Raw genomic sequence first — 13738 nt, 5'->3', positions numbered from 1 at the left:
CCATGAAGATAGAAAAATGATTTTTCCTTACAACGACGGAGTTATTAATTATGAGACGCAGGGTGAAGGACCTGCAGTTTTGTTATTGCATGGTTTTCTGGAAGATCTTGCCATGTGGGATGAACTTGCAGCGTTACTTCTGAAGAATTTCACTCTTATCCGCCTTGACCTTCCGGGTCATGGACGATCGAGTGTCTATGGCAAAACTCATAGTATGGAATTTATGGCCGAAGTTGCTCACAGTCTGTTGCAGCATTTGGGCCTGGAAAATGTTAGTGTGATCGGTCATTCCATGGGTGGCTACGTTGCTCTTGCATTTCTTGATTTATATCCTTCGGAAGTGCGGCAGATCATTTTACTTAATTCGTCACCTTATAGTGATAGTCCCGAAAGACTTCTAAACCGGAAGCGGGCGCTGAAACTAATTCCGAAGAACAAAAAGTTATTTATCACTGTGTCCATACTGAATCTGTTTGCTGAAGACCGGCGGGAAGATCTAACTGCCGAAATTACAGCACTTCAGCAGCAGGCATTATCCATACCTACTCCGGGGATACTGGCCGCAATCCGCGGTATGATGGAACGTAAGGACCGTCGTCATGTATTAAAGAAATACCGGGGGCCAAAATATATGATTGCCGGAACGAAGGACGAAGTGATCCCGATCACAGATTCGGAAAATGCTGCCAAGGATACAGATTCCACCCTGATAAAAGTGGAAAGTGGTCACATGACCTTACTCGAAAATGTTAAAGAAATACATAAAATTGTGCATTTCATCGAATAATTTGTGTCTTTTGTCGATTTTTTAAATTAAAAATATATATTGGGGTATAAAATAAATCCCTGATATATGAAATCCTCCCCTAAAAAGCACCTTTCGCTATCCAACCTTGTGTGTGTAGCTTTCGGTCATGATTACATTATCACCCGAAAGGTAACCAACCATATTAACGAGTATAAATGTTCTCACTGCGGCCGAGAAGTTGCAGAGAACGATACGGGTCATCTGGAGATACTCACCCAGAAACTTAAGAACACCAATTCATGCCTGGCGACTTTCTTTCAGAAGAAAAATAGAAAAATTTCAACATTATGAAGCAATTGCGTTGCAAGATCAAAGGTCATAATCTATCCCTCATATCTAAACAGCTCATTCATATAAAAGAATACGAATGCACTCACTGCCATCAGAAATTCACTAAGGATGGGTATGGCAGGATCGTAAAATTTACGCGTTACTGGGAAAAGAATCACGAATTCTTCCAGAATCATTTTCAGAAACAAATCTTGTCCTGATCATTCTTCCTCACTAAGTGCATTCCAGCCACGAGCGATTAGCGGTATTTTGGTATTCGCCCTGGTAATCAAGTGTGCACCTTCCTTCCGGGCCGTAATATGCCCTATCACAGTTAAATTTGGATTTCCTTTTATCTTCGGAAAGTCCTCCTGTTTCAAAGTAAATAGTAATTCATAATCCTCGCCGCCACTTAGTGCAATGGTAGTACTATCCAGATTAAATTCCTCGCAGGTACTGATAACCTGGGGGTCCAACGGGATCTTTTCTTCGTATAAGTTACAACCTACCTTCGATTGTTCACATAAATGAAGAATCTCTGAGGACAACCCATCACTAATATCGATCATCGATGTGGGCAGAACTCCCAGCTCGGCCAGTAATTTTGGGATATCCTTCCTGGCTTCTGGTTTCAACTGTCGTTCTACTAAGTAAGTATAGGGTTCCAGATCGGGCTGTGCGTTAGGATTAACTTCGAACACCTTCTTTTCTCGTTCTAAAACCTGAAGGCCAAGATAAGCAGCGCCAAGATCCCCCGTGACCACCAGCAAATCGTTCTCTGAGGCCCCATTTCTGTAGGTAATATTCTTTTTATCGGCCATCCCGATAGCCGTTATACTAATTACAAGACCCGAGGTAGAGGATGTAGTATCACCTCCTACCACGTCGATATTATAAATCCTGGCTGCAGTTTCTATCCCGCTGTACAATGCCTCGACGGCTTCAACAGGAAATCGGTTGGACAATGCAATCGAAACCGTTATTTGAGAAGCCTGAGCATTCATAGCGTATATATCCGATAAATTCACCACCACAGCTTTGTAACCAAGATGCTTAAGTGGCATGTAGCTAAGATCAAAATGGACTCCCTCAACTAACATGTCGGTGGTTACAACGATCTCACTCCCCTTTTCAGGAGCGATCACGGCTGCGTCATCTCCAATTCCCTTTACGGTCGATTTACGGGTGATCTTAAAATTTGCGGTAAGGTGTGATATGAGTCCGAATTCTCCTAGTTCGGATATCGCCGTTCTCGATTGATCTTTTTCTTCAAACATAGTCTAATAATTGCAGTGCAAAAGTACTGCTTAGATTTAAAGAATTTTACATTTAATTGATATTTCAGAAATAATCTCAATTGGTTAAATGCTGCTAAATGTCTGCATTTATAAAAGCCGACCCTGATATGTTGCAGGCCAGAACCCTCTTGGTTACATTTAACAAATTTTCAACTATGAAATTAATTCTGATCTTAGCTCTTGGTAGTTTATTCCTCTTTGGATGCGCAAAAGATGACGGCTTCAAGATTCCGGTAAACGCGCAAATTATAAATGACACTATTCCGGAATCTGCTCAATATCCTTTATCTGCCCAATGTGTAAATGGTTCGGCAGGAGGATTTGCATGCAGGGGTTACAACCTGGTAAGCCGTATAGATTTACGCACCATGGATGCCTATAAGGGTAACGATTGCTGGGGATGGACAGATCCGGGCACAGGAAAAGAGTATGCCATCATGGGACTGGACAACGGTACTGCCTTTATAGATATATCAGATCCCTCAAATCCCGTGTTTTTGGGAAAAGTACCTACACAGACTTCGTCATCAGACTGGCGGGATGTAAAGGTTTACAATAATCACGCATTTATTGTGAGTGAAGCTGCCGGTCATGGAATGCAGGTCTTCGATCTTACCCGTCTGCGCAATGTGCCAAGTCCTCCAACCAACTTTAGCGCCGATGCGTTATATACCGGCTTTGGAGACGCTCATAATATAGTGATCAACGAGAACAGTGGTTATGCATACGCCGTAGGAACAACTACCTTCGATGGAGGGCCTCATTTTATAAATATTCAAAACCCTGTAGATCCGCAACCGGCAGGAGGCTATGCTATGGATTCTTATAGTCATGACGCACAGGTGGTCACTTATAATGGCCCGGACCCCGATCATACAGGATCTGAGATCCTCATTGGCAGTAATGAAAATGAGCTTGTAATTGTAGATATCACAGACAAATCCAACCCACAGCGAATTGCTACTGTATTCTATCCTCAAACGGGTTATACGCATCAGGGTTGGTTTACCGAGGACCAGCGGTATTTTATCGTGGGTGATGAACTGGATGAGCTGGCCTTTGGATTCAATTCACGTACCCTGATCTTCGATTTCAGCGACTTGGAGAATCCCGTTCTGTCTAGTGAACATTACGGAAATACTACAGCAATCGATCATAATGGGTATGTAAAAGGAAACACATATTATTTATCTAATTATACCAGAGGTCTCACCGAGATCGATATTTCGGGAATTGCAAACGGCGATCTATACGAATCGGGATATTTTGACACCTATCCTGAAAACGATGCGGCGTCTTTTAATGGTGCCTGGAGTGTATTTCCCTACTTCACAAGTGGGAATATCGTAATTAGCGACATTAATCTTGGCTTTTTCCTTGTAAAGCGAGGAAATTGATCATGAAGCCCCTAGAAATGGGTTAATTAACATCTAAAACAGTTGGTCATATTACATATTTTTCTACATTTGGAATGATTTCGAAAAATTTTTGAAAGAAATTCAGCTAAAATTGATTTTTAATACATTTTCAATAATCAAATCGACGAGTTCCTCAAAACTAAAATAACCCTACTTAAACTTAACCCATGAAAATTTTATTACTCCCTATCCTGCTTATTTTTTCTTTACCAATAATTGCACAAACTCCATGTACAGGTGGGACCGCCGGACCATATCCATGCAGTGGTTACGACCTTCAGTCTGAATTAAGCCTTACTGCCTTAAATGCCAGTGGCGGAAATGATAGTTGGGGATGGACAGATTCTACCACCGGGAAGGAATATGCCCTTATTGGCCTTAACAACGGAACTGCCTTTATAGATATATCAAATCCTACAAGTCCGGTATTTCTGGGAAAGCTACCAACGCATACGTCTAATAGTAGCTGGAGAGACGTGAAAACCTATAACGATCATGCCTTTATTGTTAGTGAGGCAAACGGGCACGGGATGCAGGTTTTCGACCTAACCAGGTTGAGAAATGTGAGCAGCCCTCCGGAAACCTTTACAGAGGATGCACATTACTCAGGATTTGGAAGAGCACATAATATAGTGATCAATGAAGACACGGGCTTCGCCTACGCTGTGGGTACTTCCAGTTATAATGGGGGACCACATTTTATCAATATCCAGAATCCTACTAACCCAACCGCTGCAGGAGGATATTCTATGGACGATTACAGCCATGACGCGCAGGTGGTAACCTACTGTGGGCCAGACCAGGATTATATTGGGAGAGAGATATTGATAGGAAGCAATGAAAATGAGGTGATCATTGCCGATATTACCAATAAGTCTAATCCCGTAAGTATCTCCACAATTTCCTACACCAATGTAAATTATACTCACCAGGGCTGGTTTACGGAAGATCAGCGTTACTTTATACTTGGGGACGAGCTGGATGAGCAAAGCGTTGGTTTTAATACCCGTACACTGGTTTTTGATTTTGAGGATCTGGATAATCCCCAGTTACATACTACCTATACCGGTCCAACCCCGGCCATCGATCATAATGGTTATGTAAAAGGAACTAAATACTACCTGGCTAACTATAGAGCCGGTATCCGAGTTATCGATATTTCGAATATCGCTAGTGGAACCATGACAGAAGAAGGCTACTTTGATAGTTATCCCAATAATGATAACGCAAACTTTAGTGGCGCCTGGAACGTTTACCCATACTTTGCCAGTGGAAATATTGTAATTAGCGATATGAATCGTGGTTTTTTACTTGTAAAAGCTCAATCGACAGATCTAGTGAACCCGGTGGCGGTATGCCAGGACATAACAGTATCACTCGACGCAAACGGAGAAGTAACTATTACAGGAGCAGATATTGACAATGGCTCTACCGACAATAGCGGGGTGGTTTATTTCAATATTTGTAACGAATACTTTGATTGCTCCAATCTGGGCGCCAATGTGGTTGAACTGGAAGTTTATGATGACTTCGGAAACAAAGACTATTGTACGGCTACAGTTACAGTAGTAGATGATATGGACCCTCAGATTAATTGCCCGGGGAATTCACAGGTGCTAGTAGACGCCGGACAGAACTACTATACTCTGCCGGATCATTTTGCCAATGGTGACGTAACTGCCACAGATAATTGTGCTTCAGGCCTGATACTTACTCAGAGTCCTGTTGCCGGAACGCAGTTACCTATAGGAATCCATACTATTAATTTCGTAGCTGAAGACAGTAGTGGAAATACAAATAACTGTTCCTTCGATATAATCGTTACAGATGTTCTTTCTGCCGATGATATAGCTTTCGAAAATGGATTGAGTATTTATCCTAATCCTGCTTCAAAAACAATTAATATCAACTCGGCTAACAGATCGATAAACAGTATAAGTGTAATCGATGTTTCAGGGAAGGTGGTATTCAATTCCAATAACCTGGACACATTATCAGCTACTTTGAACGTATCTGCTATTGCCAGAGGATTGTACTTTGTTACAGTTAATAATAGTGTAACAAAAAAGATAATTAAGAGATAATTAGAAAGTACGGGAAATTAGCATTCACGTACTTCAAAACACTATAATAACTATGTTAAGATTATTGTCGTGCTTTTTAGTACTGTGGAGCGCTTGTATCACAGCACAAACCCCGTGCAGCAATGGAACAGCAGCAGGTTTCCCATGTGAAGGATACGACCTCATCTCTCAAATTTCTCTTGCTACCATGGGCTCCAGCCGGGCAAATGACAGTTGGGGCTGGACAGACCCTATGGACGGAAAGGAGTACGCCATTGTTTGTCTTAATGAAGCAACGGCGTTTATAGACATCTCCGATCCGTTGAATCCTGTTTACCTCGGGAAACTCCCAACCCAGGGAAGCTCCAGTACTTGGAGAGATGCAAAAACCTATAACAATCACGCCTTTATAGTTAGTGAGGATCCCGGGCACGGTATGCAGGTCTTCGATCTAACACGCTTACGAAATGTCCCAAACCCTCCGGTTACTTTTACAAACGACGCTCATTTCTCAGGTTTTGGAGGGGCGCATAATATTGTGATCAATGAAGATACGGGTTATGCCTATGCCGTTGGCACCAATCAGTTTAGTGGCGGTGCCTATTTTATAGATATCCAGGATCCTATTAATCCTGTAGCTGCTGGCGGATATGCTGCAGAGGGTTATACTCACGATGCACAGGTAGTTACCTACAATGGCCCTGATACCGATTACATCGGACAGGAAATCATGATAGGGAGCAACGAAGATGAAATGGTGATCGTAGATGTTACAGACAAGGCCAATCCACAAGCTATTTCGGCGATTACCTACTCGAACGTCTCTTATACGCACCAGGGTTGGTTCACAGAGGATCAGCGATATTTTATCCTGGGTGACGAAACAGATGAGATCAATTTTGGCTTTAATTCCAGGACATTGATCTTCGATCTCTCAGATCTTGATAACCCACAGTTTCATTTCCAGTATTCGGGACCCACAGGAGCGACAGACCACAATGGTTATGTAAAAGGCGATAAATTCTACCTTGCCAACAACGCAGCAGGTTTACGGGTGATCGATATCTCGGATATAGCTAATATGAATATGAGTGAAGTAGGGAATTTCGACACCTACCCTGTTAATAATAATTCAGGGTTCAACGGTTCATGGAGTGTGTACCCTTATTTTGATAGTGGACATATAGTAATTAGTGATAGGGAACAGGGGTTTGTCCTGGTAAAACCCTCGGTGATCCTCGGAATTGATGATATCTTAAATACAGAAGTCGCGATCTATCCAAATCCGATCTCCGAACACCTAACAATTAGTATGCATGATAGGATCATTTCAGAAATAAAGATCACAGATACACTAGGTAAAGTAATTTATTCTGCAGAAAATATCGACGCGAACAACGCCACAGTTAATCTGGCAGGTATCTCCAGTGGAATCTATTTTGTTCGTGTTAATAAGTCTATAGTGAAGAAAATAATTAAAAACTAAATAAAACCTTTGAAACACATTTACAACTTCGGGCTCTTTCTATAAATGACATTAGTTCTGTTTGTAGTGCCGTATTATTCGTATTTTTGTGTTTTGCTAATTAATTTGTTATGATAAAGAATCTACTCCTGTATGGATTATCAATATTCAGCACCCTGGCTTTAGCACAGACCCCTTGTGAAAGTGGTATGGCAGGATCTTACCCATGTAGTGGCTACGACCTGTTGTCAACATTTACGCTTGGCGAATTAGGCGGCAGCTCAGGAAATGATTCCTGGGGCTGGACAGATCCTCAAAATGGAAAGGAATATGCAATTACCGGTGTAAATAACGGTACCGTATTTATAGACATCACAGATCCCGTTAACCCCGTTATCCTGGGTAAATTATTGGGCCATGGCAATTCTTCCAGCCTATGGCGTGATGTGAAAGTGTATAATAATTATGCTTTTATGGTGAGTGAAGCAGGAGGACATGGGATGCAGATCTTCGATCTTACGCGTTTAAGATCTGTGAGCAGCCCTCCCGAAAACTTTACAGAGGATGCTTATTTTAGTGGCTTCGGAAGTGCCCACAATGTGGTTATTAATGAAGCATCGGGCTATGCTTATGGCGTAGGAACCGGTCAATTTAGCGGCGGAGCTGTTTTTGTAAATATTCAGGACCCGTTAAACCCTGTTGCTGAAGGTGGATATTCGGGAAGTGGTTATACTCACGATGCCCAAGTAGTAACTTATTCGGGCCCGGATACCGATTACGCTGGTAGCGAGATCTACATTGGCTGTAATACCGATGAAGTAGTGATCGTGGACGTGACCGATAAGTCCAATCCTCAGCTTATCTCAACTATAGGCTACGCCAACATAGGTTATACCCACCAGGGATGGCTTACAGAAGATCAGACCTATTTTATAGCCGGTGATGAATTTGACGAATCTAATGTTGGATTCAATACTCGTTCTATTGTTTTCGACTTCACCGACCTGGATAATCCACAATTTCACATGGAATATTTTGGACCCACTCCTGCCATAGATCACAATGGATACGTAAAAGGAGACAGATTTTACCTGGCTAATTATACAGCGGGATTCCGCGTGATTGATATAAGTGATATTGCCAATGGAAATATGAACGAGATAGGTTATTTCGACACACATCCGGCAAATCAGAATGTTTCTTATAATGGCGCGTGGAACGTATATCCGTATTTCCCTAGTGGTAATATTGTTGTAAGCAATATTGACGGTGGTTTTTTCGTGCTGAGAGAGCAAAATCTGGGAACAGACCCCGTGGATAGTACAAGTTTTGCGCTAACCCCGAATCCTGCTTCAGACATACTAATGATTACTTCAGATGTAAGTGGAATCGAGACCATAGAGATTAGGAATATGCTGGGCCAGCAGGTGCTGCAATTCGAATTTAATCATACAAATAATGAACAAATAGATATCTCCGGCCTAACTTCCGGTATGTATCTGGTTAAAATCAATAATAACACCGTAAAAAGACTAATAGTAAAGTAAGCGGTAAAACAACAATCAAAAAATGAAGAAAATAGTTACAATAATTACTGTTCTGGCTAGCTCAATTATGATAGCACAAGTACCGTGCTCAGGAGGCTCTGCAGCAGGTTTCCCATGTTCTAATTTTACGCTTCAGGGGCAAATAACCCTCGCTGCAATGGGCGCAGGAGGAGGAAACGATTCCTGGGGATGGACAGACCCACAGGATGGTAAGGAATATGCAATTGTTGGCCTTAATAACGGTACCGCATTTATCGATATCTCAGATCCTGTGGATCCTCAGTACCTGGGTAAACTTCCAACGCATACTAGTTCAAGTACCTGGAGAGATGTAAAAGTGTATAACAATCATGCATTTGTTGTAAGTGAAGCAAATGGTCACGGTATGCAGGTATTCGACCTAACTCGTTTGCGAAATGTAACCAGCCCTCCCGAAACGTTCACTGAAGACGCGCATTATGGAAATTTTGGTAGTGCACACAATATTGTTATTAACGAAGATACGGGCTATGCATATGCAGTTGGAACCGATCTGTATAACGGTGGACCGCATTTCATAAATATTCAGGACCCGTTGAACCCAACCGATGAAGGTGGTTATGCCTTAGATGGTTACAGCCATGACGCGCAAGTTGTATTGTATAACGGTCCCGACACCAGCTATAATGGGAAAGAGATCCTTATCGGGAGTAACGAAAATGCCGTAGTGGTCGTAGATATTACCGATAAAGGGAGTCCGCAACCCATTTCTTCAACCAATTACTCAAACGTAGGTTATACGCATCAGGGATGGTTCACAGAAGACATGAAGTATTTTATTGTAGGAGATGAAATAGATGAATTTAGTGTTGGCTTCAATACCCGTACCCTTGTATTCGATTTTACCGATCTGGATAACCCTCAGCTTGATTTTGAGTACTTCGGAACCACTCCGGCTGTAGATCACAACGGTTATGTGGTGGGTGAAAGATTCTATATGGCCAGCTACTCCGCAGGAATGAGAGTTCTGGATATTAGCAATATTGAAAGCGGAAGTATGTCTGAATATGGCTATTTCGATACCTTCCCTGGTAACAATAATGCAAGTTTCGATGGCGCATGGAATGTGTACCCCTTCTTCGCAAGTGGGAACATAGTTATAAGCGGTGATTTTGGATTTACCCTGGTGCGAGATGAGAACCTGAGTGCACCCGATTTTAGTACTTCGGATTTTTCCATCTTCCCTAATCCGGCTAACAATGTTCTCAATGTCGCCTCCAAGAACGCCCCAATAGACACTGTTGCAATATACAATGTACTAGGACAGGAAGTAAATCGTTATGATTTTGCCGACAGTCTTTCAGAAACTATAGATATTTCCAGTTTAAAAGCCGGTTTATATATGGTTCAGATCAACAAATCAACCACTAAAAGATTGATTGTGAATTAAACCTAGAAATTATGAAAAGATACTTAACCTACGCCCTCGCCATCATCTTCATGTGTGGCTTTCACGCCTGTAAAAAAGATGAAGGCACAACCCCTCCAGACGGCTCCACCGATGACGATAACCCACCGGTTGGCGGAACTTTTGAAGGCGTTATTGAATACGTTAAAACCTTCGGCGGTAGTAACGAAGACGAAGCCGTGGATGTTGTCCAGGCAAATGACGGAGGTTATGTAATGGTAGGAACCACTTCCAGTAATGATGGTGACATCACAGATAAAACAACCACAGATCCCGACTATTGGGTATTAAAAGTAAATGCTGCCGGTGAAAAGCAATGGAGTAAAACCTATGGAGGAACATCTCCAGACAGGGCTACAGGTATTGTTAAAACCAACGACGGCGGATACATTCTCTCCGGCCACAGCCGTAGTAACGATGGAGATGTGGGTGGAAATGAAGGCTTTCACGATTACTGGATCGTTAAGATAAACAGTGTAGGTGATATTCAATGGGAAACCAATTTTGGCTTTTCTGGAAGCGATCAGGCTCTTAATATCATTCAAACAGCAGATGGGGGCTATTTCGCTACAGGATTCCTCGATGTCACTGCCAGCGGTGGGATGGGCAACGATGGTAGAAACCCGGAACACGGTGTAGGAGAATATTGGGGGATCAAGATGGATGCTAACGGTAATAAAATTTGGCGTCGCTATTTTGGCGGATCCAATAACGACCGTAGTTACGACGTTGTTCAGACCGATGATGGTGGATTCCTAATGATAGGTGCTTCAGAAAGTGAAGACTTTGATAAACTAGATCCGAAAGGGAGTTACGACTTCTGGGTAGTAAAAGTTAGTGCCGGCGGAGATAACCTTTGGTCAAAATCCTTTGGCGGTTCTGAAATTGATGTGGCTTATGCCGTAACCCAAACAACCGATGGAAATTATATGATCGTTGGCGATACGCGAAGTATAGATAAGGATGTAACAAATCCGCTTGGTAATGCCGATCTATGGGTAGTGAAATTTAATAAGAACAACGGCGCTATCATTTGGCAAAAGACCTATGGTGGTGATCAGTTTGAATCTGCACGAAGTGTTGAAAGGCTGCCTAACGGAACCTATCTTATCTCGGGATCAACCCGTTCTGCCAACGGGGATGTTTCAATGAATATTGGACAAAATGATGCCTGGGTAATGATCATTAACGAAAACGGAGAACTGCAGTATCAGAAAACTGCCGGTGGCACCAGTCTAGATTTTGCCGATAGTGCCATCCAAACAACTGATAATAAACTCATTGTGGTAGGTAATACCGAGAGCAACGATATAGACATTACCGTAAACCGTGGAATAAAAGACCTATTGCTGATAAAAGTTAAATAATTACAAGTAACCTAAAAAAATAAATTAATGAAAAAGATTGTCCTGATGATTGTAGCTTCCGTTTTGGTAATCGGGTGCAACAACGATGATAATAACCCACAACCTACGCCAAACGCCACAGTTGAATTTACATTTACTCACAACTGGGATGGTGATGAAATTGAAAATACAGATTTCGACCTTTTGCAGTACTTCAATGCCAACGGAGAACAAATGAGTATCTCGAAGCTGGTTTATCTAATTTCCGATGTTACCTTCACAAGTCTTTCTACTGCCGAATCCTTCGATGCAGGGGATTATAACCTGATAAATGTGAGAGAAGGCACTAACCTTACCTTCACTCCCGATATTGAGATCCCGGAAGGAGAATATCTTGTTACGTTCACTTTTGGTTTCGACGATGAAGATAATCAGGATGGAATTTATCCGGATTTGAATTCGGCAGACGGAGGTTGGAACGTGCCAATGATGTTAGGTGGTGGATATCACTATATGCGACTTGAAGGAAAATTTGTCGACAACACGTCAACGCAGACTAATTACGCCTACCACACCATTCGGGCGAACGATAATACCACTACTCCTATCACCTTACAGGATACTTCCTTCGAAGTTAGTCTGGGGCAGGTGACCGTAGGAAGCAGTACCAGTGTAGAAGTAAAGATGAATGTGGCAGAATGGTTTAGAAGTCCGAATCAATGGGACCTGAACCAATTAAACACTGTATTGATGCCAAATTTCGATGCCCAGATCATGATGTACGAAAATGGTTCTATCTTCAATGGTTCAACCGGAGTATTTAGCAAAGGAACCGTTACACAGTAAAATTAATTTATGAAACGCAGTTTAGTATATATCGCATTATGTTGTCTTTTGGTAGTTTCTTGTACTACGGACCAGGATGATAATATTGATGGTTATACGGCTACCCCTCTGGAATTGAATATTCCGCCTTTATTTGCCGAAAAGATCCTTCCACCGGTTATCCCGGAAGACAATCCGCAATCTGTTGAAGGCGTGGCTTTGGGTAGAAAGTTATTCTTCGATAAAAAACTATCTGCAGATAATACCTTAGCCTGTGCCGGGTGCCATAGCCCGGCCAGTGCTTTTTCAGATCCCAGGCAATTTAGTATAGGAATTGATGGCACAGCCGGTACAAGAAATTCCATGCCTTTGTTTAACCTGGCCTGGAATTATAACGAACTTTTCTTTTGGGATGGCCGGGCCGTATCGGTTGAAAACCAGGCCTTATTTCCTGTGATCGACCCCATTGAAATGCACAATACATGGCCTGGAGCTGTTAGTACGCTACAGGCAGATCCTGAATATCCAGCCTTGTTCGAAGCTGCCTTCGGAACCCAAAATATAGATTCGACATTGGTGACAAAAGCGATTGCCCAGTTTGTTAGAACGTTAATTTCGGGAAATTCTAAGTTTGATAGGTACCTGGCAGGCACAGAACAATTAACTCAGTCTGAGCTTAACGGACTAAATATTTTCCTGGATGAGAATAGAGGCGATTGTTTTCACTGCCATGGAAATCCTAATAACCCGCTATGGACAGACAATATCTTCCATAACAACGGTCTGGATGAAACACATGTAGATCGTGGCCGAGGTGCGGTAACTGGCGATCCCAGGGAATTTGGGACGTTTAAAACTCCAAGCCTACGAAACCTTGCATACACTGCACCTTATATGCACGATGGTAGATTTAACACCATCGACGAAGTGATCGACCATTACAGTGAAGGACTGGTCTATTCTGAAACCATCGATCCGCTTATGAAAAAAGTGGACGAAGGGGGTGTGGGTCTCTCACCAGAAGATAAGGCCGATCTAAAGGCATTTCTACTTACTTTATCCGACCCCAGCTTTATTTCCAATCCCGATTTCCAGGATCCAAACTAAGGCTACTTATTTACCGCCGTAAACCCCTTAAAACCCTAAGGCTGTTAATTATTACTTAAAACTATCAAGCCATAGGCGTAAATTGTATTTCCTCTATGGTTAAAAACGGCTTTTAACGTATATTTGCAACCTAATTTAGAATTA

At 42.2% G+C, this 13738-nt stretch carries 12 protein-coding genes; 11 read left to right on the top strand and 1 reads right to left on the bottom strand.

Going from position 1 to position 13738, the window contains the following annotated elements; genetic code table 11:
* The first annotated feature begins 16 nt into the window (after nt 1–16).
* The 3 genes from C5O00_RS06190 to C5O00_RS14480 all read left to right on the top strand — a co-directional run bounded on the left by C5O00_RS06190 (nt 17) and on the right by C5O00_RS14480 (nt 1299).
* Complete coding sequence (locus C5O00_RS06190) at nt 17–787, top strand: alpha/beta fold hydrolase (protein ID WP_105215880.1); 771 nt, start codon at nt 17–19, stop codon at nt 785–787.
* A gap of 66 nt (nt 788–853) precedes the next feature.
* Nucleotides 854–1099, top strand: coding sequence for a DUF1660 family phage protein (locus tag C5O00_RS06185; RefSeq protein ID WP_105215879.1), 246 nt, complete (start codon nt 854–856; stop codon nt 1097–1099).
* Entirely contained in the window at nt 1096–1299 is a 204-nt protein-coding gene (locus C5O00_RS14480; RefSeq protein ID WP_158676790.1) for a hypothetical protein, read from the top strand. The genes C5O00_RS06185 and C5O00_RS14480 overlap by 4 nt, the downstream gene beginning before the upstream one ends.
* Here the strand turns inward: C5O00_RS14480 and thiL are convergent, their stop codons facing one another.
* Nucleotides 1300–2355: a thiamine-phosphate kinase gene (thiL, locus tag C5O00_RS06180; RefSeq protein WP_105215878.1), complete on the bottom strand. Its 1056-nt coding sequence runs from the start codon at nt 2353–2355 to the stop codon at nt 1300–1302.
* 176 nt (nt 2356–2531) lie between these two features.
* Between thiL and C5O00_RS06175 the strand changes: the two genes are divergently transcribed.
* From C5O00_RS06175 to C5O00_RS06140, 8 genes are all read left to right on the top strand, one after another.
* Nucleotides 2532–3773: a choice-of-anchor B family protein gene (locus C5O00_RS06175; protein WP_105217585.1), complete on the top strand. Its 1242-nt coding sequence runs from the start codon at nt 2532–2534 to the stop codon at nt 3771–3773.
* 188 nt (nt 3774–3961) lie between these two features.
* Nucleotides 3962–5878 (top strand): choice-of-anchor B family protein, encoded by a 1917-nt coding sequence (locus tag C5O00_RS14690; RefSeq protein ID WP_105215877.1) that lies wholly within the window; start codon nt 3962–3964, stop codon nt 5876–5878.
* A 52-nt stretch (nt 5879–5930) separates the two neighbouring features.
* Nucleotides 5931–7343, top strand: coding sequence for a choice-of-anchor B family protein (locus C5O00_RS06165; protein WP_105215876.1), 1413 nt, complete (start codon nt 5931–5933; stop codon nt 7341–7343).
* 110 nt (nt 7344–7453) lie between these two features.
* Nucleotides 7454–8869 (top strand): choice-of-anchor B family protein, encoded by a 1416-nt coding sequence (locus C5O00_RS06160; protein WP_105215874.1) that lies wholly within the window; start codon nt 7454–7456, stop codon nt 8867–8869.
* A 22-nt stretch (nt 8870–8891) separates the two neighbouring features.
* Nucleotides 8892–10298, top strand: a complete 1407-nt coding sequence (locus tag C5O00_RS06155; protein WP_105215872.1) for a choice-of-anchor B family protein — start codon at nt 8892–8894, stop codon at nt 10296–10298.
* Between the two features lie 11 nt (nt 10299–10309).
* Complete coding sequence (locus C5O00_RS06150) at nt 10310–11683, top strand: hypothetical protein (protein ID WP_244593037.1); 1374 nt, start codon at nt 10310–10312, stop codon at nt 11681–11683.
* Between the two features lie 27 nt (nt 11684–11710).
* Complete coding sequence (locus C5O00_RS06145; RefSeq protein ID WP_105215870.1) at nt 11711–12508, top strand: MbnP family protein; 798 nt, start codon at nt 11711–11713, stop codon at nt 12506–12508.
* A gap of 9 nt (nt 12509–12517) precedes the next feature.
* Nucleotides 12518–13594, top strand: coding sequence for a cytochrome-c peroxidase (locus C5O00_RS06140; RefSeq protein WP_105215868.1), 1077 nt, complete (start codon nt 12518–12520; stop codon nt 13592–13594).
* Nucleotides 13595–13738: the final 144 nt, after the last annotated feature.

Origin of the sequence: Pukyongia salina (assembly GCF_002966125.1) — a bacterium.
Classification (GTDB): Bacteria; Bacteroidota; Bacteroidia; order Flavobacteriales; family Flavobacteriaceae; genus Pukyongia; species Pukyongia salina.
Note: the sequence above shows the minus strand (reverse complement) of the source record. Positions and strands in the feature narration are given on the sequence as shown.